Annotated in this window: 23 protein-coding genes; 9 read left to right on the top strand and 14 right to left on the bottom strand. The window is 74.8% G+C overall.

What is annotated here, in order from left to right; genetic code table 11:
- Positions 1–14: 14 nt before the first annotated feature.
- The 3 genes from HL189_RS13365 to HL189_RS13355 all read right to left on the bottom strand — a co-directional run bounded on the left by HL189_RS13365 (position 15) and on the right by HL189_RS13355 (position 2,717).
- The gene (locus HL189_RS13365; protein WP_369134199.1) at positions 15–305 is read right to left on the bottom strand and encodes an MTH1187 family thiamine-binding protein; all 291 of its coding nucleotides are present in this window, start codon (positions 303–305) and stop codon (positions 15–17) included.
- Complete coding sequence (dxs, locus tag HL189_RS13360) at positions 302–2,236, bottom strand: 1-deoxy-D-xylulose-5-phosphate synthase (protein WP_369134198.1); 1,935 nt, start codon at positions 2,234–2,236, stop codon at positions 302–304. Before dxs ends, HL189_RS13365 begins: the two co-directional genes overlap by 4 nt.
- 115 nt (positions 2,237–2,351) lie before the next feature.
- Complete coding sequence (locus HL189_RS13355) at positions 2,352–2,717, bottom strand: hypothetical protein (protein ID WP_369134197.1); 366 nt, start codon at positions 2,715–2,717, stop codon at positions 2,352–2,354.
- A 117-nt stretch (positions 2,718–2,834) separates the two neighbouring features.
- Here HL189_RS13355 and HL189_RS13350 point away from each other — a divergent pair, with 117 nt between their 5' ends.
- Entirely contained in the window at positions 2,835–3,056 is a 222-nt protein-coding gene (locus HL189_RS13350; protein ID WP_369134196.1) for a hypothetical protein, read from the top strand.
- 15 nt (positions 3,057–3,071) lie between these two features.
- Here the strand turns inward: HL189_RS13350 and HL189_RS13345 are convergent, their stop codons facing one another.
- Positions 3,072–4,340, bottom strand: coding sequence for a class I SAM-dependent RNA methyltransferase (locus tag HL189_RS13345; protein ID WP_369134195.1), 1,269 nt, complete (start codon positions 4,338–4,340; stop codon positions 3,072–3,074).
- Positions 4,333–6,369 (bottom strand): APC family permease, encoded by a 2,037-nt coding sequence (locus tag HL189_RS13340; protein WP_369134194.1) that lies wholly within the window; start codon positions 6,367–6,369, stop codon positions 4,333–4,335. The genes HL189_RS13345 and HL189_RS13340 overlap by 8 nt, the downstream gene beginning before the upstream one ends.
- Positions 6,370–6,475: 106 nt before the next feature.
- On the opposite strand from HL189_RS13340, the gene HL189_RS13335 reads away from it, so the two are divergent.
- Together HL189_RS13335 and HL189_RS13330 are read left to right on the top strand one after the other, a co-directional pair.
- Positions 6,476–7,216, top strand: coding sequence for a TrkA family potassium uptake protein (locus tag HL189_RS13335; RefSeq protein WP_369134193.1), 741 nt, complete (start codon positions 6,476–6,478; stop codon positions 7,214–7,216).
- Complete coding sequence (locus tag HL189_RS13330) at positions 7,216–7,881, top strand: TrkA family potassium uptake protein (RefSeq protein WP_369134192.1); 666 nt, start codon at positions 7,216–7,218, stop codon at positions 7,879–7,881. Before HL189_RS13335 ends, HL189_RS13330 begins: the two co-directional genes overlap by 1 nt.
- Before the next feature lie 33 nt (positions 7,882–7,914).
- On the opposite strand, the gene HL189_RS13325 is transcribed toward HL189_RS13330, so the two are convergent.
- From HL189_RS13325 to HL189_RS13295, 7 genes are all read right to left on the bottom strand, one after another.
- Complete coding sequence (locus HL189_RS13325; protein WP_369134191.1) at positions 7,915–8,724, bottom strand: DUF3159 domain-containing protein; 810 nt, start codon at positions 8,722–8,724, stop codon at positions 7,915–7,917.
- A 7-nt stretch (positions 8,725–8,731) separates the two neighbouring features.
- Positions 8,732–9,130 carry an OB-fold nucleic acid binding domain-containing protein gene (locus HL189_RS13320; protein WP_369134190.1) on the bottom strand — a complete coding sequence of 133 codons (399 nt, stop codon included), beginning with the start codon at positions 9,128–9,130 and terminating at the stop codon, positions 8,732–8,734.
- Entirely contained in the window at positions 9,127–9,933 is an 807-nt protein-coding gene (locus HL189_RS13315; protein ID WP_369134189.1) for an alpha/beta hydrolase family protein, read from the bottom strand. Before HL189_RS13315 ends, HL189_RS13320 begins: the two co-directional genes overlap by 4 nt.
- On the bottom strand, positions 9,930–10,658 hold the full coding sequence (locus tag HL189_RS13310) for a DUF3710 domain-containing protein (RefSeq protein WP_369134188.1): 729 nt from the start codon (positions 10,656–10,658) through the stop codon (positions 9,930–9,932). The genes HL189_RS13315 and HL189_RS13310 overlap by 4 nt, the downstream gene beginning before the upstream one ends.
- Before the next feature lies 1 nt (position 10,659).
- Complete coding sequence (dut, locus tag HL189_RS13305; RefSeq protein ID WP_369134187.1) at positions 10,660–11,169, bottom strand: dUTP diphosphatase; 510 nt, start codon at positions 11,167–11,169, stop codon at positions 10,660–10,662.
- A gap of 54 nt (positions 11,170–11,223) precedes the next feature.
- Positions 11,224–12,108: a hypothetical protein gene (locus HL189_RS13300; protein WP_369134186.1), complete on the bottom strand. Its 885-nt coding sequence runs from the start codon at positions 12,106–12,108 to the stop codon at positions 11,224–11,226.
- Positions 12,109–12,268: 160 nt separating this feature from the next.
- Positions 12,269–12,571: a DUF4193 domain-containing protein gene (locus HL189_RS13295; RefSeq protein ID WP_222266181.1), complete on the bottom strand. Its 303-nt coding sequence runs from the start codon at positions 12,569–12,571 to the stop codon at positions 12,269–12,271.
- Between the two features lie 308 nt (positions 12,572–12,879).
- Here HL189_RS13295 and HL189_RS13290 point away from each other — a divergent pair, with 308 nt between their 5' ends.
- Both HL189_RS13290 and HL189_RS13285 read left to right on the top strand, forming a co-directional pair.
- Positions 12,880–13,926 carry a phosphotransferase family protein gene (locus HL189_RS13290; protein ID WP_369134185.1) on the top strand — a complete coding sequence of 349 codons (1,047 nt, stop codon included), beginning with the start codon at positions 12,880–12,882 and terminating at the stop codon, positions 13,924–13,926.
- Between the two features lie 58 nt (positions 13,927–13,984).
- Complete coding sequence (locus tag HL189_RS13285; RefSeq protein ID WP_369134184.1) at positions 13,985–14,518, top strand: LytR C-terminal domain-containing protein; 534 nt, start codon at positions 13,985–13,987, stop codon at positions 14,516–14,518.
- 124 nt (positions 14,519–14,642) lie between these two features.
- On the opposite strand, the gene HL189_RS13280 is transcribed toward HL189_RS13285, so the two are convergent.
- Positions 14,643–15,473, bottom strand: coding sequence for an inositol monophosphatase family protein (locus tag HL189_RS13280; RefSeq protein WP_369134183.1), 831 nt, complete (start codon positions 15,471–15,473; stop codon positions 14,643–14,645).
- A gap of 59 nt (positions 15,474–15,532) precedes the next feature.
- Here HL189_RS13280 and ppgK point away from each other — a divergent pair, with 59 nt between their 5' ends.
- Both ppgK and HL189_RS13270 read left to right on the top strand, forming a co-directional pair.
- Positions 15,533–16,276, top strand: coding sequence for a polyphosphate--glucose phosphotransferase (gene ppgK / locus HL189_RS13275; protein WP_369134182.1), 744 nt, complete (start codon positions 15,533–15,535; stop codon positions 16,274–16,276).
- A 279-nt stretch (positions 16,277–16,555) separates the two neighbouring features.
- Positions 16,556–17,806, top strand: coding sequence for an RNA polymerase sigma factor (locus HL189_RS13270; protein ID WP_369134181.1), 1,251 nt, complete (start codon positions 16,556–16,558; stop codon positions 17,804–17,806).
- Positions 17,807–17,919: 113 nt separating this feature from the next.
- Here HL189_RS13270 and HL189_RS13265 read toward each other — a convergent pair whose 3' ends face one another.
- Positions 17,920–18,678, bottom strand: a complete 759-nt coding sequence (locus HL189_RS13265; protein WP_369134180.1) for a neutral zinc metallopeptidase — start codon at positions 18,676–18,678, stop codon at positions 17,920–17,922.
- A 559-nt stretch (positions 18,679–19,237) separates the two neighbouring features.
- On the opposite strand from HL189_RS13265, the gene HL189_RS13260 reads away from it, so the two are divergent.
- Both HL189_RS13260 and HL189_RS13255 read left to right on the top strand, forming a co-directional pair.
- On the top strand, positions 19,238–19,462 hold the full coding sequence (locus HL189_RS13260; protein WP_369134179.1) for a hypothetical protein: 225 nt from the start codon (positions 19,238–19,240) through the stop codon (positions 19,460–19,462).
- A 146-nt stretch (positions 19,463–19,608) separates the two neighbouring features.
- Complete coding sequence (locus HL189_RS13255) at positions 19,609–21,852, top strand: VanW family protein (RefSeq protein ID WP_369134178.1); 2,244 nt, start codon at positions 19,609–19,611, stop codon at positions 21,850–21,852.
- Positions 21,853–21,870: the final 18 nt, after the last annotated feature.

The raw sequence follows: 21,870 nt of genomic DNA, 5'->3' as shown, positions 1-21,870 counted from the left end.
CGGTGAGGGCGCTCTCAGCGGAACTTGCGGGTGAGGCTGTCCATCGTGCGGTCCACGCTGGCGATCTTGACGTGGGAGATCCCGCTGGTCGCGCCGTCGGCGAGCATCGCCTCGTGCGCCGCCCGCAGCGTCGCCCACACGGTGTCGGCGTCCCCCTCGAGCGTGGTGCCCAGGGCACCCACCTCGGCGCGGAGCCCGGACGCCTGGATGACCGCGATCGCGGCCTCCACGTGCGCGTGCCGGTCCTCGTCCGTGCCCGGCGGCGAGGGGGCCACCTGGATCTCGGCGATGACCCGGTCGGTCACGGCTGGCGGCCCTCGATGTCCTGGACCGCGGCGGCGACGTTCGGGCCGGTGGTGCCGCGCTCGGCGACCCGGGCGGCCCACTCGACGATCCGCCGGGCGACGTCCTGCTCGGTGAGGCCGGCATCGGCCAGCACCTGCCCGCGGCTGCCGTGCTCGAAGAACCGCTGGGGCAGGCCGAGGCTGCGCACCGGGACGTCGCAGTCGGCGTCCTGCAGCGCCTGGGTGAGCGTCGTCCCCACGCCGCCGGCCCGGCCGCTGTCCTCGACGGTGACGACCAGCTTGTGCTCGCGGGCCAGCCCGACCAGCTCCGCGCTGACCGGGAGCACCCAGCGCGGGTCGACGACGGTGACCTCGATGCCGTGGTCGGCCGCGCGCTCGGCGGCGGCCAGGCACATCGGCACGAGCGCCCCGACGGCGACGAGGAGCACCTCCTGTGCCTGCGCCCGGCGCAGCACGTCGACCGGGCCGCGGCGCTCCACCGCGGGCGCCTCCGGCGGCAGGGCGCCCTTCGGGAAGCGGACGACGGTCGGCCCGTCGGTCACCTCCACCGACTCGCGCAGCGCCTCGCGCAGGGTCCCCTCGTCGCGCGGCGCGGCCAGCCGGAGCCCGGGGACCACACCGCAGATCGACATGTCCCACATGCCGTTGTGCGAGGCGCCGTCCGAGCCGGTGACCCCGGCCCGGTCCAGCACGATGGTGACCGGCTGGCGGTGCAGGGCGACGTCCATCAGCACCTGGTCGAAGGCCCGGTTGAGGAAGGTCGAGTAGACCGCGACCACCGGGTGCATGCCGCCCATCGCCAGCCCCGCGGCCGAGGTGAGGGCGTGCTGCTCGGCGATCCCGACGTCGAAGGTGCGCTCGGGGAACCGCTCGGCGAACGGCGCCAGCCCGGTCGGGTGCAGCATCGCCGCGGTGATGGCGACGACGTCGGAGCGCTCGGTGCCGATCCGCACCAGCTCGTCGGCGAAGACGTCGGTCCACTCCGGGCCCTTGGCCGCCGCGGACAGCCCGCTGTCGGGCTCGAAGACCCCGGTGGAGTGCCAGGCGTCGATGGTGTCGGTCTCCGCCGGCGGGTAGCCGAAGCCCTTGGTGGTGACCGCGTGCACGATGACCGGGCCGCCGAAGTCGCGGGCCCGGCGCAGCGCGGACTCCATCATCTCGATGTCGTGGCCGTCGACCGGGCCGACGTACTTCAGGCCGAGGTCCTCGAACATGCCCTGCGGGGACAGGACGTCCTTGAGGCCCTTCTTGATCGCGTGCAGCGCGTCGTACAGCTTCGTGCCGACGACGGGCGCCCGGTGCAGGGCCTGCCGGACGGCGGCCAGCGCCTCCTCGTAACCCGGCCGCAGCCGCAGGCTGGCCAGCGCGTCGGCCACGCCACCGATCGTCGGCGAGTAGGACCGGCCGTTGTCGTTGACGACGATGACCACCGGACGGTCGTGGGCGGCGGCGATGTTGTTCAGCGCCTCCCAGGCCATGCCGCCGGTGAGCGCGCCGTCGCCGATGACGGCGACGACCGGCCGGGACTCGCCGCGGACGGCGAGGGCCTTGGCCAGCCCGTCGGCGTAGGACAGCGACGTCGAGGCGTGGCTGTTCTCCACCCAGTCGTGCTCGCTCTCCGCCCGGCTGGGATAGCCGGACAGCCCGCCGCGCTGGCGCAGCTGGGCGAAGCCGTCGAGGCGGCCGGTGAGCAGCTTGTGCACGTAGGCCTGGTGGCCGGTGTCGAAGACGACCGGCTCGCGCGGGGAGTCGAAGACCCGGTGGACGGCGATGGTCAGCTCGACCGCGCCGAGGTTGGGGCCCAGGTGGCCGCCGGTCCGGGCGACGCTGGTGACCAGCGCGTCGCGGATCTCGGCGGCGAGGACGGGGAGCTGGTCGGGCTGCAGTGCCCGCAGGTCGGCGGGCCCGGTCAGCGAACGGAGCAGCGACACGACGGGGCAGGGTCCTCTCGACGTCGGCGGCGCGGTCGGTGGTGCGGGCGCCGCCGGGTGGCATCCCACTGTAAACCGCGCACGGCGACACTCCCCGGGGTGAGCGGACCGGCTCTCACAGCCTCGGCACCCAGCGCTCGCCGCGCAGCGCCGCGGCCACCACCTCCACGCCGCGGGCCGCGCGGCCGAGCCGGGCGCCCTCCCGCTCGTAGGCGCTGATCGCCGCCTCCATGGCGTCGGCGGGCAGCTGGTCGGCGAGCTCGACCCGGACGGTCCGCCAGCCGGCCCGGGCCGCCTCGAGCCCGGCCTCGACGTGGTCCGCGGCGAACCGGGCGAGCAGCACCGGGTAGCGGCGCAGCACCTCGTGCGCCCGGTAGTCCGGGGGCACCAGGTCGTACAGCCAGGCCACTGCGGTGCGCTCCCAGCCGGGGGCGCCCGGGGGAGCCACCTCGTCCGGCCAGCCCGGCGGCAGTGCGTCCACCTCGTCAGTGTGGCCCCCCGGTCCCGACCGGCGGGAGAGCGCCTCGAACGCATGTTCGGATCTTGACCGGCGCCCCGCGAGATGGTTGTCCGGCCCGCTCGGTGGTAGCACTCCCCCATGAGCGAGTACGTCATCGGGCGGCGGGCGGGCGCCGACGGGCAACCGGTCGGCGAGGGGCACGCGGTGCTGGCGCTGGCCACCACCCGCAAGGAGGCCCCCTGGGGGGCGGAGTGCGGCGCCAAGGTCACCCTGGTGGTCGGCGACTGGCCCCCGGAGGGCGGCGCGGAGGGGCGGGCCTGCCCGGTCTGCACGCGGGACACCAGCGCCCCCTGGGCCTGAGCCGCCCGGTCGCGGCTACGCCCGGACCAGCAGGGCGACGCACTCCACGTGGGCGGTCATCGGGAAGCAGTCGAAGGCGCGCAGCCCGTCCAGCCGGTAGCCCGCGGCGGTGAGCACCGCGACGTCCCGGGCCAGCGACGCGGGGTCGCAGGCCACGTACACCACCGCGCGCGGCCCGGCCCCGGCCAGCACCCGGCTGACGTCCGGGCCGGCGCCGGCCCGCGGGGGGTCCAGCACGACGACGTCCGGCCGGCCCAGGTCACCGAGCAGCTCGGTGAGGCCGGGGGCGTCGACGTCGCCCTGCCACACCTCCGCCTGCGGCAGGTCCGCGAGGTTCACGTCGGCGGCGGCGCAGGCCGCGGCGTCGGACTCCACGCACACCACCCTGCCCGCCGCGCCGACCGCCGGGGCGAGTGCGCCACCGAACAGCCCGGCGCCGGCGTAGAGGTCCAGCACCGTCTCCCCCGGCCCGACGGCGGCGTACCCGGAGACGGCGGCCACCAGGGCGTCGGCCGCGGCGGGGTGGACCTGCCAGAAGCCGGTGCCCTCGACCTCCCAGTCCCGCCCGCCGGCGGTGCGCTGCGCGCGGCCGGCGGGCTCTGCGGGCACCTCGCTCCCCGGCCGCAGCACCCGGGTGGACGTGGGCCGGCCGCGGCGGTCCAGCCGGGTCGTCGTCACGACGCCCGCCGAGTCGACGGCGACGTCGACCCCGCCCGCGCCGGGCCAGGACCGGGACAGCACGGCCTGCGCGGCGGGCTCGGCCGTGATCGGGCAGTCGTCGAGGACGACGACGTCGTGCGAGCGGTGCCGGCGCAGCCCCGGCGCCCCCGAGCGGTCGACCGCGAAGCGGGCCCGCGACCGCCAGCGCAACGGCCCACCGGGCAGCGCCTCGCAGACGACGTCGACGTCCAGGCCGGCCAGCCGGGCCAGCTGCTCCCGGACGACGTCGGCCTTGAGCCGCAGCTGCCCCTCGTGGCCGACGTGCTGCCAGTCGCAGCCGCCGCACCGGCCCGGACCGCTGTACGGGCAGGGCCGCTCGACCCGGTCGGGGGCCGCCTCGAGCACCTCGACCGCGTCGGCGCGGCAGAACGACGCGTGCCGGTCCTCGGTCACCTCGACGACCACCCGCTCGCCGGGCAGCGTGTGCCGCACGAAGACGACCCGCCCCTCGTGCCGGGCCACGCAGTGCCCCCCGTGCGCCACCGCCCCGACGGTCACGACGAAACGGGAGCCAACCCAACCAAGGCCTTTCGGCCGCCCCTCAGGGCCCTGTGGCTCAGCCATAGGGGGTCTGCTCCATCTCGTCGGTCAGCCCGCGGCGCAGGTCGCCGGGTGCCGAGCCGCCGGCCCCGTCGAGGGGTCCGTGGTCGAGGGAGCTCTCCAGCTGCCAGGGCACGCTGGTGATCATCACGCCGGGGAGGAACTGCAGCCGGGTGCGCAGCCGCAGGGCGCTCTGGTTGTGCAGCAGGTTCTCCCACCAGTGCCCGACCACGTAGTGCGGCACGAACACCACCACGAGCTCGCGCGGGCTCGAGCGCCGGATGTCCTTGACGAAGTCGAGCACCGGGCGGGTGACCTCCCGGAAGGGCGAGTCCAGCACGGTCAGCGGCACCGGGACGTCGTAGCGCTCCCAGTCGGCCTGCAGCGCGCGGGTCTCGGTGTCGTCCACGTTCACCGTCAGCGCGGTGAGCACGTCCGGCCGGGTGGCCCGGGCGAAGGCCAGCGCCCGCAGGGTCGGCTTGTGCACCTTGGACACCAGCACGACCGCGTGCACCCTGCTGGGCTTCATCCGCGCCGCGCTGTCGGGGACCAGCTGGCTGGCGACGTGCGAGTAGTGCCGGTTGATCGACTTCATCAGCAGCAGGATCACCGGCATCGCGCAGATGACGATCCAGGCGCCGGAGACGAACTTGGTGACGACGACGATGGCCAGCACGACGGTCGTCAGCGTGCCGCCGATCGCGTTGATCACCCGGGAGCGCTGCATGCGCCGCCGGGCCGCCGGAACGGTCTCGGCGCCCAGCTCGCGGTTCCAGTGCCGCACCATGCCCCACTGCCCGATGGTGAAGCTGGTGAAGACACCGACGATGTACATCTGGATCAGCTGCGTGGGGTCGGCCTCGAACGCCACCAGCAGCACGATGGCGAACCCGGCGAGCAGCAGGATGCCGTTGCTGTAGACCAGCTTGTCGCCGCGGGTGTGCAGCTGGCGCGGCATGAAGCGGTCCTGCGCGAGCACCGACCCCAGCAGCGGGAACCCGTTGAACGCGGTGTTGGCGGCGAGGATCAGCACCAGCGCGGTGACGGCCTGCACGTAGTAGAAGCCGACCGAGCTCGGTCCGCCGAAGGTCGCCGCGGCGACCTGGGCGATGACGGTCCGCTGCGGCTCGGTCGCGCAGTCGGCGAAGCCGATCAGGTCGCACGGGTGCTGCACGTACTTGACGTCGCCGAGCAGCGCGAGGGCGGTCACGCCGACGAACATCGTCGCCGCGATGCCGCCCATCAGCGCCAGGGTGGTGGCCGCGTTCCGGCTCTTCGGCGGCTTGAACGCGGGCACGCCGTTGGCGATCGCCTCCACCCCGGTGAGCGCGGTGCAGCCGGAGGCGAAGGCCCGCAGCGCGAAGAAGATCAGCGCCAGCCCGGTCAGCTGGGTGTACCCGGGCTCGGGCTCGATCGAGTACGCGGCGCTCTCGGCGACCACGGGGTTGTCGGTGAAGAAGTCCCGGATCAGGCCGGTGACGACCATCACCATGATCCCGCTGATGAACAGGTACGTCGGGACGGCGAAGGTCTTGCCGGACTCCCGCACCCCCCGCAGGTTCGCCGCCACCAGCACCGCGACCAGGGTGACCGCGATGGCCACGCGGTGCTCGTCCAGCGAGGGGAACGCCGAGATGATGTTGTCGGTGCCCGCGCTCACCGACACCGCGACCGTCAGCACGTAGTCGGTGAGCAGCGCGCTGGCCACCACCAGACCGGCGAACTGGCCGTGGTTCTTCATGGCGACCTCGTAGTCGCCGCCGCCGGACGGGTAGGCGTGCACCACCTGCCGGTAGGACAGCACGACGACGACGAGCAGCAGCACGACGAGCGCCGCCAGCCACGGGGCCAGGAACAGGAATGCCGTCCCGGCCAGCGTGAGGATGAGCAGGATCTCCTGCGTCGCGTACGCCACGGACGACAGCGGGTCGCTGGCGAAGATCGGCAGCGCCAGGCGCTTGGGGAGCAGCGACTCACCGGCCCGGTCGCTGCGGACCGGCCGGCCGAGCACGAGGCGCTTGGGCAGTTGTCCGAGGTCGGACCGGGACGGCACGCGGCGATGGTACGGACGCCGGGACCCTCGCTGCCGCGAGTGCGGGCGACCTCACTCCCCCGGGTCGCTGACACGGCCCCGCCCACCGCCTCCGCGTCGCATCCAGGTGTACGTTCGCGCGCTGTACGCCCGAGTGATCGGACCGGGCGCGGTGGGTCGACCGGGCGGGGTGGAACAGGTGCACGTGGTCGTGATGGGCTGCGGCCGGGTCGGCTCGGCGATCGCCCGGCGGCTCGAGGCGATCGGCCACAGCGTCGCGGTCATCGACCAGGACCCGGAGGCCTTCCGCCGGCTGGGGCCGGAGTTCGGCGGTCGCCAGGTGACCGGGCTCGGCTTCGACCGGCAGACCCTGCTCGACGCCGGCATCGACTCGGCCGGCGCGTTCGCCGCGGTCAGCAGCGGCGACAACTCCAACATCATCAGCGCCCGGGTGGCGCGGGAGACGTTCGGCGTCGAGCACGTCGTGGCCCGCATCTACGACTCCAAACGCGCCGAGGTCTACGAGCGGATGGGCATCCCGAGCGTGGCCACCGTCCCGTGGACGGTGAACCGGCTGATGCGCGAGCTGCTCTCGGTCAAGGTCAGCGAGGTCTGGCGGGAGCCGACCGGGAAGGTCCTGCTCATGCGGCTCACCGTCACCGACGGCTGGGTCGGCCGGCCGCTGACCGAGCTGGAGAACGCGTCCGGGGCCCGCGCCGCCTGGCTGGTCCGCTTCGGCGAGGCCCTGCTGCCCACGGCGTCCACCGTGCTGCAGTCCGGCGACCACCTCGTGGTCGCCGCCACCGACGAGCTCACCGACCGGGTGCACCAGACGGTGGAGCAGGGCCCCGAGGGAGGGCACCGCTGATGCGCGTCGCCATCGTCGGCGCCGGCGCCGTCGGCCGGTCCATCGCCGGCGAGCTGCTCGCCAACGGGCACAGCGTCATGCTGATCGAGAAGAACGGTTCCCGGGTGAAGCCCCGGGCCGTGCCCGGAGCCGAGTGGGTGCAGGCCGACGCGTGCGAGGTGTCCTCCCTGGAGGAGGCGCAGCTCGCCACCTGCGACGTGGTCATCGCCGCGACCGGTGACGACAAGGCCAACCTGGTCGTGTCGCTGCTGGCGAAGACCGAGTTCGCGGTCAACCGCGTGGTGGCCCGGGTGAAGGACCCGCGCAACGAGTGGCTCTACACCGAGGCGTGGGGTGTCGACGTCGCCGTCTCCACGCCGCGGGTGCTGGCCGCGCTCGTCGAGGAGGCGGTCACCGTCGGCGACGTGGTGCGGCTGATGAGCTTCCGGAAGGGCGCGGCCAACCTGGTGGAGATCACCCTCGCCGAGGACACCCCGTGGGTGGGCCGGCCGGTGAGCGAGGTCCCGCTGCCGCGCGAGACGGTGCTGACCACGATCCTGCGCGGCGACCGGGTCATCACCCCCGACGCCGACGAGCCGCTCGAGGCCGGCGACGAGCTGCTGTTCGTCACCCACGGGGACATCGAGGAGGAGCTGCAGAAGACGATGGGCGGCGGCGGCGCCTGACAGGCGCACCCTGCTGCCACCGCCGCGGGGCCACTAGGCCGCCGGGCGCTCCTGACCGTCGGACGGCACGTCGGCGTCCGAGCGGTGGCGGTGCAGCCGGGACACCACCCACAGGGTCACCACCAGCTCGACGGCGGTGAGCGGGAGGCCCAGCAGCAGCGACGTGGTGCCCAGCCACTCGACCTCGTTGCGCCAGTAGAGAAACCCCTGGACCGCTGCGCGGAGCAGGAACACCCCGCCCCAGAGCACGGTGAGCCAGCCGTAGGCGCGCAGCATCCGGGGGTCGTCGCGCCAGTGCTGTCCGGGCTGGGCGTCCGGCGTCCGCCGGGTCGCGGCGGCGGCCTCGCCGACGGCCTGCAGCGGCCGCTCCCGGCGCAGTCCGCCGCGCAGCGAGGGCAGCCGGTGCGAGGCCATCGTGCCCAGGTGGCTGGGGGCCAGGAACTCGGCGACCACCCCGACCAGCGGCCAGCGGACCAGCAGCGAGCCGAGCAGGACGACGCCGATGCCGGCGTTGCGCACGATGCCCAGGACGAAGAAGTCGCGGGCCTGGCCGGAGTACGCGGCGATCGCCACCGCGATGCCGACGGCGAACAGGCCGCTGACGGCCTGCTGCACGGTCTCCCGGCGGAGCAGGCGGAGCAGGAAGACCAGGACGGCGGCGCCGGCGGCCGCCCAGATGCCCACCGTCAGACCGCCGACGGAGTTGGCGACGATGAACGCCACCGTGGGCAACGAGGCGTCGACCATCCCACGCCAGCCGCCGAGCTGCTCGAGCACCAGGTGCCGGTCGAAGGTGGGGCTGGTCGCCCCGTCCCGGCCCTCCCCCGCGGGCGCCTCGGTCACGCGCAGGTCACCCGGCGCTCAGCTCGTACCAGGGGTTGTAGATGACCCGCTGCCCGTCGAAGGCGGCGAACCGACCCCGGGCGGTCAGCCGGCGCCCCGGCTCGATGCCGGGGATGCGCCGGCGGCCCAGCCAGACGAGGGTCACCGACCCGGAGCCGTCGAACAGCTCGGCCTCCAGGGTCGGGACGGTCTCCCGAGGGGTGTACACGACGGACCTCAGCCGGCCGGTCACGGTGACCACCTGGCCCTTGCGGCAGGTGCTCACCGGGGCGCACCCGGAGGAGGCGACGTCGGACTGGAGCTCCTGGGCGTCGACCGTCTGGTCGTCCGCGGTGAGCTTCTGCAGCGCCCGGGACAACCAGCCACGAGTGGCTGGTTGAGCGGCTGCGGGCCTGGTCTCGGTCACGGCTCCAGCGTAGTGCGGCCTGCGCGGGCTGTCCGACGGCCGGCCAGCCAATCGAGCACGTGCCGCCAGGCCGCACCGGCCGGGTCGATGACGGCCATGTGGTCGTCCGGGACGACGGTGACCGCGACGTCGTCCCCGGCGGCCCGGGCCGCGGCCGCGTAGCGCTCGCTCTGCACCGGCGGCACGGTCGTGTCGGCGGCCCCGTGCACGCACAGCACCGCGGCGCCGGTGGGCAGCAGCCGCACCGGGTCGGCCGCGGCGTACCGGCCGGGCACGTCCGCCGGCCCGCCGCCGAGGAAGGCCACCGTGGCACCGCTGCCCAGGTCGTCGTCCACCGCGGCGGTGAGGTCCAGCACGCCGGCCTGCAGCACCGCGGCGCCCACCGGCACCCGCGGCCCGGCGCCGGGGGCGCCGTCCGGCAGCCGGCCCCGGCCGGCGGCCCAGGCGGCGAGGTGGCCGCCGGCCGAGTGGCCGACGACGGTCACGTCGGTGAGGTCCAGCCGTTCCCCGCCCGGCAGGTCCGGCAGCGCGTCGAGGGCGGCGGCCACGTCCTGCAGGGTCGTCGGCCAGCCGCCGCCGTCCCCGACCCGCCGGTACTCGACCGCCACCGCGGCCCAGCCGCGGCCGGCCAGGTCCGCGGCCAGCGGGCGGGCCAGCTCGACGCCGTACCGGGCCCGCCAGAAGCCGCCGTGCAGCACCACGACCACCGGCGCCGGCCCGCTCCCCGCCGGGAGGGAGAGCTCGAGGAACTGGTCGGGGTGCGGTCCGTAGGAGTGGACGGCCGGGGCGTCGACGCCGGTCACCCGGCGCTGCCGGGACCGGCCGGGCGGGCCGGACCGCCGGGAGGCCGAGGTCCGGCCGCCTGCCGGCGCGCCAGCTGCTCGGCCGCCTGCGGCGGCAGGGTCAGGGGCAGCGGGTCGCGCACCGGCATGGGCCCGCTCCCCCGGACGACGACGACCGCCCGGAAGGCCTCCTCGAGCAGTCGGGCGTCCTCGCCCGGAGCGGCCGCGGGTCCGCTGATCATCCCCCGCAGGAACCACCGCGGGCCGTCGACCCCGAGGAAGCGGGCCGGCCGGCGGACCGGCTTGGCCGGGGGCTGGCCGGGCTGCGCGGGCTGCTGCACGAGGACGGTGCCGGCGAGCTCGGTGCCGAAGGGCCCCTCGACCTCGGTGAGGGAGGCTCCCTGGCCGCTGGCGCTCTTCGCCAGCTCGACGCGGATCTCGTCCCAGAGCCCGCCGGCCCGCGGCGCGGCGAACACCGACAGCTGGAGCAGCGACTCCCCCGCGCGCAGCGTGGCACCGACCACCTGCTGCTGCTGGTTGACGTCGACCCGCAGCTCCGTGCCCTTCAGCGCCGGCACGCGCAGCGCACCCAGGTCCACGCGGGGCAGGCCGTCCGCCGGTGCGTCGGCCTGGTCCCACGGGCCGTCGGTGGCCAGCTCCTCGCGCTCCCGCTGCTGCGGCTCCGGGGGCACCCCGCGTTCCCGCAGGCTGCGGTCGATCCGGTTGCGCCGGTGTCCGAACGGCATGTCAGGCGCGTCCTTCCAGGGTCGAGGTGGGAGGGGCGGCGAGTGCGTCCGCGCCCCCGGTGGAACCGTGCCCGCCGCTGCCCCGCTCGCTGGCGGGCAGCCCGGCGACGGGCACGAAGCGGGCCCGGACCACGGGCTGCACGACGAGCTGGGCCACCCGGTCACCGCGCCGCAGGTGGATCGTGCGAGTGGGGTCCAGGTTGACCAGGTTGACCTTGATCTCCCCCCGGTACCCCGCGTCGATGGTCCCCGGGGCGTTGACCAGGCTGAGCCCCAGCCGGTGCGCCAGCCCCGAGCGCGGGTGGACGAAGCCGGCGTGGCCCTCGGGGATGGCGACGGCCACCCCGGTGCCGACGAGCGCCCGCTGGTGGGGCGCCAGCTCGACGTCCTCGGCCAGGCAGAGGTCCGCGCCGGCGTCGCCGGGCAGCGCGTACGCCGGGAGCACCGCGTCCGGCGACGTGAGCAGCACGGGGACGTCGACCGGTGCGGCGGCGTCGGGGACCTCGGGCACGGCGGCGAGGCTAGCCGCGGAACCCGACCGCGGCGCGAGGCGGTCGGACACCGGTCACCGCGGCTGGGAGCCGCGCAGCTGGGCCCACAGCTCCCGACCGAGCGCGACCGTGCTCCTGCGGTACGCCCGCGCGGCGAGCGAGGCACCCAGGACCAGCGGCGCCGTCGCGGACCGGCCGCGGGCGAGCCGGCGGTTCGCCTGACGGCGGACCGCGCTCGCCCCCGCGGCACCGAGCACCGAGGCCAACCCGCTGGTCCGGGCGCCGCCGGCGATGCGCCTGGCCTGCCAGCTGGACACGTAGGCGGAGGCCCGGCTGCGGGGGTCGCCGGAGGCGGGCCGGCCGGCCAGCTCGTGCAGCTCCCCGACGAGGACGACCTCGACCGCCCCGACCAGCAGTGTCTGTGCCGCCAGCTCGAGGGGGACGGCGACCAGGGCGGCGGGGACCAGGCGCTGGGCGGCGGCCAGCCCACCGGTCGCGGCACCGATCGCCCCGGTCAGCCGTGCGGCGCGGGCAGCCAGCGCCTCGGCGATCTCGTCGTCGGTCGCGCCCGGGTACGCCTGGCGGAGCCGCTCACGGTCCCGAACGGGAAGCCGGGGCGCGGCGGCGGCGAGCAGGTCGCCCAGCCGGTCTCCCCCAGCGGTGCGGCCGGCCCCGCCGCCCGTGCCGGGGCGCGCCGAGCGGGCGGCCTGCCCGAGGGCACCGGCGAGGTCGGTGAGCACGCTCGCGGCGCCCCGGCCGCGGCCGGCACCGGGGGACCCGGCGTCCCGGCCGAGCAGCCCGGAGACCGCGTCGGCCAGCGAACGGGCGGCGGCGCCTAGCCCGGAGCCCCCCACCACCTCGCCCTCGACGGGCCCACCGGTCGGTGCGCCCGCCCCGCCGACCGGGCGGGGCGGCGGAACGTCCCGCGGCGGAACGGAGTGGCCCGGCTGCTCGCTCATCGATTCCCTCCCGTGGTGACGTGCTGGAACGACCCCTCTGCAGGGCCCCACGCCGAGCGTGGTGACGTGCTGGAACGGCCCCGTCCCGGCGGGGACGGGAGGCCCCTCTGCAGGGTCCCGCGCCGAGCTTGCGAGGCGTGGGGGGCAGAGGGGTCCTTCATCAGGCCGCGCAGTCCCGGCAGAACAGCTGGTCGCCCTTGGTGGCGGCGAGCCGGCTGCGGTGCTGCACCAGGAAGCAGCGCGAGCAGGTGAACTCGTCCTCCTGCTTGGGCAGCACGCGGACGGTCAGCTCCTCGTTCGACAGGTCCGCCCCGGGGAGCTCGAGGTTCTCGTTGAAGTCGGTCTCGTCGACGTCGACCGAGGACGACTGCGCCTCGGCCCGCCGTGCCTTGAGCTCCTCGAGGGAGTCCTCGCCGAGCTCGTCGACCTCGTTGCGTCGCGGGGCGTCGTAGTCGGTGGCCATGGGGTGCCCCTTCTCTTCTCTCTCGTCGCGGGCTCGCTGCCCGCTCCTCTGCCGTCGGCGCCGCAGCGCTCCGGGCTGGTCGTGCCGGCCGCAGGAACGGCCGGGAGTCGGTTCTGCGGCAGCCCCACTGCTGGAACCGCCCGTGCTCCCGGACCGCCGCCTCGGCGACCCGGGGCTGCACTCCGGCGAGCCCCCCAACGCGGTCCGGCCCCCGTTTGTGCCCGCCGCGCGTGGGCCGACACATCAGGAGCTCCGCGGCGTCTCGGGGAACCGGCGAGCACGGAAGCGCCAGAGGCTACCCTGCGCCGGTGACGACCACCGTGGGTGCCGATCCGGCCGTCGTCGGGCCCTATCTGGCCGAGGCGCTCGGGGACCGGAAGTGGCGCTCGGTGCGGGTCGAGCTCATCACCGCGGGCATGTCGAACCTCACCTACGTGGTCACCCCGGAGGGCGGCCCGGACGCCGACGCGGTGATCCTGCGCCGCCCGCCGACGGGCGCGGTGCTGGCCACGGCGCACGACATGGTGCGCGAGCACCGGGTGATCTCCGCGCTGGCCGGAACGCCGGTCCCGGTGCCCCGCACGCTGCACCTGGCCACCGACGCCGCCGTGCTCGGCGCCCCGTTCTACGTGATGGAGCGGGTCGTCGGGGTGCACGTCGTCCAGGAGCTTCCGCCGGGCTACGCCGAGCAGCCGGCGGAACGCCGGGCGCTCGCGAACGGGCTGATGGACGTGCTGGCCGACCTGCACTCGGTCGACGCGACCGCGGTCGGGCTGGCCGACTTCGGCCGGCCGGAGGGGTTCCTGCAGCGGCAGGTCCGCCGCTGGACGACCCAGTGGGACGCCACCCGCGACGCCGACCGCCCCGCCATGGACGCCCTCGCCGCCCGCCTGGCCGCGACGGTGCCCGACACGCAGCGCTCGGGCATCACGCACGGCGACTTCCGGCTGGACAACTGCCTGCTCGACCCGGACACCCCCGGCGCGGTCCGGGCGGTCCTGGACTGGGAGATGTCGACGCTGGGCGACCCGCTCACCGACCTCGGCATGCTCTTCGTCTACTGGCCGCAGGCCGGCGAGGACCGTGGCGTGGCGATCTCCCCGGTGACCACGCTGCCCGGCTTCCCCAGCCGGCTGGAGCTGGCCGAGCGGTACGCGGAGCGCACCGGCGCCGACCTCACCGACCTGCGCTGGTACGTCGGCTTCGCCTACTTCAAGTTCGCCGCGATCGTCGCCGGGATCGTGGCCCGGTCGGCCGCCGGCGCGATGGCCGGCAAGGACACGACCGGCTACGCGGACAAGATCGACCCGTGCGTGGAGCTGGGACGCGCCGCGCTGGAGGACAGTGCGCTCTAGCGGGTCTGACCGCCACTAGGGTCTCGCCCGTGAGTCAGCTCGCCGCCGTGGACACGCCGTGACCGAGACGGTCGGACGGCGCCCGGCGGCGCCGCGGAGCCGCCGGCCGCTGCCCGCGTTGATCTTCCTCACGGTGCTGGCGCTGGCCGCCCTCGGCGTGTGGTGGAGCGTGCTGCGCGCGGACGCCGCCCTGGACCGTGAGCAGGCCGCCGCCTGCAGTTCCGCGGAGGCCGCCCCGCCGTCCCTCGACCCGACCACGGTGACCCTGCGGGTGTTCAACGCCACCGACCGGGGCGGGCTGGCCGGCACGGTCGCCGCCGAGCTGCAGGCCCGGGGCTTCGTCGTCGCCGAGATCGCGAACGACTCCGCCGACGTCGAGGTCACCGGCGTCGGCGAGCTGCGCTTCGGCCCGGTGGGCGCGGAGGCCGCCGACTACGTCGGGGTCTTCCTGCCCGGTTCCACCGAGCGGCCCGACACCCGGGCCGACGACCGGGTCGACCTGGTCATCGGACCGGACTTTCAGGCGCTGGCGACCCCCGACGAGGTGTCCGCCGCGCTGGCCCCGGCCGCCAGCGCCGAAGCCGCCTGCTGACGTAGACGCCGCGCAGCGGCTTGAGTGGGGGCCGGAGGCTCCCGCGAGGAGGGGCCGGCAGCGGCTCACCGTCGGCCGGGGACGGCACCTGGCCGCGGTGGAGGCCGGTAGGCCGACAGGGTGCTCAGCCCTCCGCGTGCAGCCCCTCGATCAGCGCGATGAACTGCTCGGCGACCCCGGGGGCGACGGCGACGGCCATCGGCTCCGCGAAGGGCCGCCCGTCCGTGCCGGTGACCACCAGCCCGGCCTCCGCCGCGACCAGCGCGCCGGCAGCGTGGTCCCAGGGCTTGAGGTCCAGCTCGTAGTAGGCGTCCACCCGGCCGGCCGCGACGGCGCAGAGGTCCAGCGAGGCGGTGCCGATCCGCCGGATGTCCCGGACCCGGGGCAGCAGCTCGGCGACGACGGCGCCCTGCGCCCGCCGCTGCTCGGCCCGGTAGCCGAACCCGGTGGCGACCAGCGTCTCGTCGAGCCGGGTCGCGGCACTGCCGTGCAGCCGCTGTGCCGCGGCGCCGGGGGCGGTCAGCCACGCGCCCCGGCCGCGCACGGCGGTGAACAGCTCGCCCGTGGGGACGTTGAGCACCACCCCGACCACAGGGGTGCCCTCGACCTCCGCGGCGATCGACACGGCGTAGGCCGGGACGCCGTAGAGGAAGTTCACCGTGCCGTCGATCGGGTCGACCACCCAGCGGACCCCGCTGCTGCCCTCGCGCGACGCTCCCTCCTCGCCCAGCACGCCGTCGTCCGGGCGGGCCCCGGTCAGCCGCCGGACGATCAGCTCCTCGCTGGCCCGGTCCACCGCGGTCACCACGTCCACGGAGCTCGACTTCGTGTCGACCTGCTCGGCGGCGGTGCTGCGCCCGGCGCCCACCAGCGCCGCGGCCTCCTCGGCGGTGGCCCGGGCCAGCTCGAGCAGCTCGGTGGGGAGGTCGGGTGCGGTCGTACCGGTGGTCGTCACATCGGGCGATCCTGCCTGACCGGCCCCGCGCTCCCGTGTCCGGTCACTAGGCTGCGCGCGTGCAGGGCTTCGGAGTGGACATCGGTGGCAGCGGCATCAAGGGCTGCGTGGTCGACCTGGACAAGGGCGAGCTGGTCGGCGAGCGGGTGCGGGTCCCCACCCCGCAACCCGCCGCGCCGGACCCGATCTACGGCGTGGTCGCCGAGGTCGTGGACCAGTTCGGCTGGGAGGGCCGCATCGGCGTCACCTACCCCGGCGTCATGAAGCACGGTGTGGCGTTCACCGCCGCGAACATGGACAAGAGCTGGATCGGCACCGACGTCGCCAGCGGGCTGGCCGCGGTCATCCCCGGCACCGTCCAGACCCTCAACGACGCCGACGCCGCGGGCATCGCCGAGATGGCCTACGGCGCCGGCCGGGAGGAGCGTGGCCTGGTGCTCATGCTCACGTTCGGCACCGGGATCGGCAGCGCCCTGTTCATCGACGGGCGACTGGTGCCCAACACCGAGTTCGGCCACATCGAGGTCGACGGCGGGGACGGCGAGAAGGCCGCCTCGGCGGCGGCGCGGGACCGGGAGGGGCTCAGCTACCCGCAATGGGCCAAGCGGGTCGACCGGTACCTCGACGTCCTGGAGAAGAGCGTGTGGCCCGACCTGATCATCGTCGGCGGCGGGGTGAGCAGGAAGGCGGACAAGTGGGTCCCGCTGCTGAGCACCCGGACCCGCGTCGTCCCGGCCCAGCTGCAGAACGACGCCGGGATCGTCGGCGCGGCCCTGGCCGCCGAGGAGCGCATCGGTCAGTGACCGGGAGCTCCCCCCTCGGGGGGAGCATGCAGGCCACCGGGCCGCCCGCGGCCCGAATCGGTGGACCCGCGCCAGGGCGTCGTTACAATGGAAGAGCCCGTTCGCACGTCTCCCCCAGCCAACAGGTCATCCCCCGCCACCGGTCCGTCGAAACCACGCCCTTGTGGTTCGTCTCGTCGGGCCCAGCGGAGGCCCTGGAGCGCAGGGGACGGCGGGGGGCCGCTGCCCGCGGGCCACACGGCCCCCGAGGAACGCACCGCAGTACGGGAAGGAACTTGAGTGCCCGCCGCCAAGAAGGCCCCGGCCAAGAAGGCCCCGGCGAAGTCCACGCCGGCGAAGACGGCCGCGACGCGCAAGCCGACGATCGCCCCCTCCCCGGGCAGCGGTGAGGGTGCTGTGCTGACCGCGGTGGCCACCGAGGACTCGGCCGTCGCCGTCGTCGACGCCGGCTCCGAGGGTCTGAAGCTCGACGAGACCGTCGTCGCCGGCAAGGACGGCGTCGCGGAGAACGAGGTCGACGAGAAGGACGCCGAGGGCGGCGACTTCGAGTGGGACGACGAGGAGGAGTCCGAGGCGCTGCGGCAGGCCCGCAAGGACGCCGAGCTCACCGCCTCCGCCGACTCGGTCCGCGCCTACCTCAAGCAGATCGGCAAGGTCGCGCTGCTCACCGCCGAGGAGGAGGTCGACCTCGCCAAGCGGATCGAGGCCGGCCTCTACGGCGCCGAGCGGCTGCGCCAGGTCGAGGACGAGGGCCAGAAGATCTCGCCGCAGATGCGCCGCGACCTCAACTGGATCGTCCGCGACGGCGAGCGCGCCAAGAACCACCTGCTGGAGGCCAACCTCCGCCTGGTCGTCTCCCTCGCCAAGCGCTACACCGGCCGCGGCATGGCGTTCCTGGACCTCATCCAGGAGGGCAACCTCGGGCTGATCCGCGCGGTCGAGAAGTTCGACTACACCAAGGGCTACAAGTTCTCCACGTACGCCACCTGGTGGATCCGGCAGGCCATCACCCGCGCCATGGCCGACCAGGCCCGCACCATCCGCATCCCGGTGCACATGGTCGAGGTCATCAACAAGCTCGGCCGCATCCAGCGCGAGCTGCTCCAGGACCTGGGCCGCGAGCCCACCCCGGAGGAGCTGGCCAAGGAGATGGACATCACCCCGGACAAGGTGCTGGAGATCCAGCAGTACGCCCGGGAGCCGATCAGCCTCGACCAGACCATCGGCGACGAGGGCGACAGCCAGCTCGGTGACTTCATCGAGGACTCCGAGGCGGTCGTCGCCGTCGACGCGGTCAGCTTCACCCTGATGCAGGACCAGCTGACCAGCGTGCTGCAGACGCTGTCCGAGCGGGAAGCCGGCGTCGTCCGGCTGCGCTTCGGGCTCACCGACGGCCAGCCGCGCACGCTGGACGAGATCGGCCAGGTCTACGGGGTCACCCGCGAGCGGATCCGGCAGATCGAGTCCAAGACGATGTCGAAGCTGCGCCACCCCAGCCGCTCCCAGGTGCTGCGCGACTACCTCGACTGAGAAGAGACCAGCAGAACGCCCCCCGCCCTCCGGGTCGGGGGGCGTTCTGCTGTTCGGCCCCGTCCCGAGGCTCGTGCCGAGCTTGCGAGGCATGAGGAGGACGGGGTCCCTTCTCAGTACTGGGCGAAGAGGACCTCGTCGCAGGCGATCGGCTGACCGTTGTCGTAGCCGACCAGGAAGGCGGCGACCCGCTGGTCCGGCGTGCCGTGGTGGGTGGGGTTGTCGTAGGCGTAGTCACCGACCCGGGCGGCCGCCCAGACCGCCTCGTCGGGGTCGCCCTCCTCGAGCTGGCCCGCGTCCAGCTTGGCCCGCAGGTACACCCCCGACCAGCAGTCGGCGTGCAGCTCGGTGTTGATCAGCGGGTAGGGGTCGTCCGCGCTGATCGTCGGGTCCCCGTACAGCCCGAGCTCGCCCTGCAGGTTGTGGGCGTACTCGTGCCCCAGCACGTACAGCACCCCGGTGTCGCCGGCGGGCCCGGCCGCGAACTGGCCCGGGTAGATCTCGAAGGTGCCGTCCCAGATCCGCGCCGCGAGGCTCTGGGACACGAACACCGTGTCGTCCAGCGGGCAGTAGAAGGCGGAGTCGTCCGTGGTCGGGACGCCGCACCCGGACTCCACCGACTCCCCGGCGGCCGGGAAGGAGTAGTACGCGAACGGCGCCAGCCCGGGCACCGAGGACCAGTACCCCCCGATGTCGAGCATCCAGGTCTCCAGGAACTCGTACATGTTCTCCGGGGAGGACCCCGCGATGGCCCGCGTGGCCGCGGACGCCGTCGGCTGCTCCGCGGGAGCGGCCTGCGCGGGCAGTGCGCCCAGGCCGGAGAACGACACGACTGCGGCGGCGACGACCGCGGCAAGTCTCCGGACACGCATGCTGGACCTCCGGTGGGCGGGACGGGGCACGGCGGTGGTCGGGAACACGACGGTCCGACGTCCGTGCCCGTCGTCGCCGCCGCCCGGACCGGAGGCCGGGGCGCAGCGGCCAGGTTGACGCATGACGCCCCACGCACGACACGGCCTGTGCGGTTCCGTATCGGGACGATGTCGCGCGCCGTCGCGCTGTCGTGGCCCCCGGGACACGGTCCGTCACCGGTTCCACCCCCGTCCCCGCCGTCGGGTTCGCTCCCGCCTTCGGGTGACCGATCGGTGTACGACGGCGAGCGTCGGGTAGACGGCGTAGCGTGGGGGACGTCAGAACAGCAGCGGACCCACAGCCGGCCCCCCGGTCGGCGACCCCGAACACCAGCACGAGCAAGTCCCGAGCCACGTGACGTCCCCTGCTGACCGTTCCACCGGTACCTCGATGATCACGACCGTGTCTCGATCGGCGCGTCCGTGCACAACGAGGTAGGAACGGGAACACGAGGGGCCATCCTGGCGCTGTGCAGGAGGCCGATCCGCAGTCGCGGGTCCGTGCGGTAGAGAGCGAGTGATGAGCCAGATGACCCAGACGCTGACGACGACCCCGCCCACCGATGACCTCGTCGTTCCCTTCCACTGCGACCGGTGTGGAGCGCTCGCGAAGGTGCGTGTGATGCTGGCCAGTGGCAGTGACCTCGTGTTCTGCGGGCACCACGCCCGGGAGTACGAGACCAAGCTCCGTGACATCGCCGTCGACATCATCGAGACCGACGGCGAGGCGCGCCTCAGCAACTGAGGGGGGCAACTATCGTCGCGCCAGCGATGAAGCCCCCACTCGACGAAGCCGCCGGCCCTCCGTTCCCGCACCGCGGGCCCGGGGTGCCGGCGGCTTCGTCGTCCTCGGGACCGGACGCCGGTCCCTCCCGACCCAGAGAGCAACCGATGGCGCCCGACGACCCCCGCGACGACACCGTCCGCCTGAACAGGGACGGCACCGTGGGCAGCGCCCGCCCGGCACCGCCGCCCGGCGTCGCCGTCCCGCCGGCCGGCCCTGCGGCCGCCGCTCCCCCGGCCGGGCCGGTCGCCACTCCCCCCGCCGAGCCGGTCGCCACTCCCCCCGCCGAGCCGGTCGCCACTCCCCCGGCCGAGCCGGCCGCCGACGCGGCGTCCGCGCCCCCGGCAGCGGGGTCCGCGGCACCGCCCGCCGCCGGCGACAGCGGCGAGCCGGCCGCGACGGACCGCGCGGCGGACGACACCGTGGTCGTGCCCCGGGTCCCCGCCGAGGAGACGTCCCCCGCCGCGGACGACACCGTGGTGGTCCCGCCGGTCCTGCCGGGAACCACCCCGGAGACCACGATCACCGGGGGGCCCGCCGCCGGCGGCTCCGCAGACGGTCCGGGGACCCCCGCCGGCCCGCCGCCCGCCGACGACGCGGGTCGCCCGTGGTGGCGCCGTCCGGCGGTCCTCGCCCCCGCCGCCGCCGTCCTCGTGCTGGGCACCGCCTACGCGGTGGACCTGCTGGCGGCCGGCGACGACCTGCCCCGCGGCACGGTGGTCGCCGGTGTGCAGGTGGGCGGCCTGTCCCCGGCCGCCGCGTCCGAACGGCTCACCAGTGACCTGGCGCCCCGGATCGCCGCCGACCGCACCCTCGTGGCCGACGACGTCGACGCCGTCCTGCACCCTCCGGCGGCCGGCATCTCCCTCGACGTCCCCGCCACCGTCGACGCCGCCGACGACCAGCCGCTGAACCCCTGGACCCGCCTGGTGTCCCTGGTCGGCGACCACCCGGTCGACCCGGTGCTCACCCGTGACGAGACCGCGCTGAACGCCCAGGTCGAGCAGTTGGCGGCGCAGGTCGACCGGGTCCCGACGGACGCGACCGTGGCCATCGAGGGCACCGAGGCGTCGGTGGTGACGCCGGTGGACGGACGCACCGTCGACCAGCAGGCAGCTGCCGAGGCCATCACCGGTGCGCTCGCCACCGGTGGCGACCCGGGCACCCCGATCGAGGTCCCGGTCGAGGTCACGCCCGCCCGGGTTCCGGCCGAGGAGGCCGAGCGGGTCCTGGACGAGACGGTCACCCCGGCGCTGTCCGCACCGGTCACCGTGGTCGGCGCCGAGGGTGCCGAGTCGGTCGAGGTGCCGGTCGCCGCGATCGCCGCCTCGCTGACCTTCACCCCTCAGGACGACGGCACCCTGGCCGTCGCGGTCGACCCGGCCGCCCTGCAGACCGCGATGGGCGACGGCTTCGCCGCGTTCGGTACGCCCGCCCAGGACGCCCGCTTCGAGATCGGCGGAGGCGGCGTCACCGTCGTCCCCTCCGTCGACGGCGAGGGCGTCAACCCGGCCGAGATCGCCACCCAGATGCTGGAGGTCCTCGACGACCCGGCGCCCCGCGAGGTGACCGCCGCCCTCGGCCCGGTGCCCGCGGAGTTCACCACCGAGGAGGCGCAGGCCCTGGGGATCAAGGAGGAGGTCAGCTCGTTCACGACCAACTTCACCAACAGCGCCAGCGGCACGAACATCCGCGTGGTCGCCGCCGAGGTCGACGGCGCCCTGGTCAAGCCCGGTGAGACGTTCAGCCTCAACCAGCACACGGGTCCGCGGGGCACCGCCCAGGGGTACGTGACCTCGGCGGTGATCAGCGGCGGCGAACTGACCCAGGCCGTCGGCGGTGGCGTCAGCCAGTTCGCCACGACGATGTTCAACGCGGTGTTCTTCGCCGGCCTCGAGGACGTCGAGCACAAGCCGCACAGCTTCTACATCAGCCGGTACCCGGCCGGGCGTGAGGCGACGGTGTACGAGGGCGCCATCGACCTGCGGTGGAAGAACGACAGCGACACCGGCATCTACGTGCAGACCGAGTGGACGCCCGGCTCGATCACGGTCACCTTCTGGGGCACCAAGCGCTACGAGATCGAGTCGATCAGCTCCGAGCGCCGCAACCTCCGGCAGCCCGCCGTCCAGGAGAAGGTGGACGACGGCGACTGCACCCCGCAGTCGGGCTCGACCGGTTTCGACATCACGGTCACCCGTGTCTTCCGTGACCTGGAGACCGGAGCCGAGCTGCGCCGGGAGGACTTCAACACCCGCTACGCGGCCGCGGCGATCATCCGGTGCGTGCCCCCGGCCGCGCCGGCGCCCGACCCGGCGGAGCCGCCGGCGGTCCCGTCACCCCCGGGCTGAGCCGGCTGTCCGCCGCCT

This window comes from Modestobacter sp. I12A-02662 (assembly GCF_041028325.1).
Lineage (GTDB): Bacteria > Actinomycetota > Actinomycetes > Mycobacteriales > Geodermatophilaceae > Modestobacter.
Note: the sequence above shows the minus strand (reverse complement) of the source record. Positions and strands in the feature narration are given on the sequence as shown.

Coding starts and splice junctions, on each gene's coding strand:
- HL189_RS13265 (WP_369134180.1), bottom strand. CDS start 18,678: ATGCGTGTCCGGAGACTTGCCGCGGTCGTCGCCGCCGCAGTCGTGTCG.
- HL189_RS13345 (WP_369134195.1), bottom strand. CDS start 4,340: ATGGCTGAGCCACAGGGCCCTGAGGGGCGGCCGAAAGGCCTTGGTTGG.
- HL189_RS13295 (WP_222266181.1), bottom strand. CDS start 12,571: ATGGCCACCGACTACGACGCCCCGCGACGCAACGAGGTCGACGAGCTC.
- HL189_RS13350 (WP_369134196.1), top strand. CDS start 2,835: ATGAGCGAGTACGTCATCGGGCGGCGGGCGGGCGCCGACGGGCAACCG.
- HL189_RS13260 (WP_369134179.1), top strand. CDS start 19,238: ATGAGCCAGATGACCCAGACGCTGACGACGACCCCGCCCACCGATGAC.
- HL189_RS13310 (WP_369134188.1), bottom strand. CDS start 10,658: ATGCCGTTCGGACACCGGCGCAACCGGATCGACCGCAGCCTGCGGGAA.
- HL189_RS13300 (WP_369134186.1), bottom strand. CDS start 12,108: ATGAGCGAGCAGCCGGGCCACTCCGTTCCGCCGCGGGACGTTCCGCCG.
- HL189_RS13255 (WP_369134178.1), top strand. CDS start 19,609: ATGGCGCCCGACGACCCCCGCGACGACACCGTCCGCCTGAACAGGGAC.
- HL189_RS13330 (WP_369134192.1), top strand. CDS start 7,216: ATGCGCGTCGCCATCGTCGGCGCCGGCGCCGTCGGCCGGTCCATCGCC.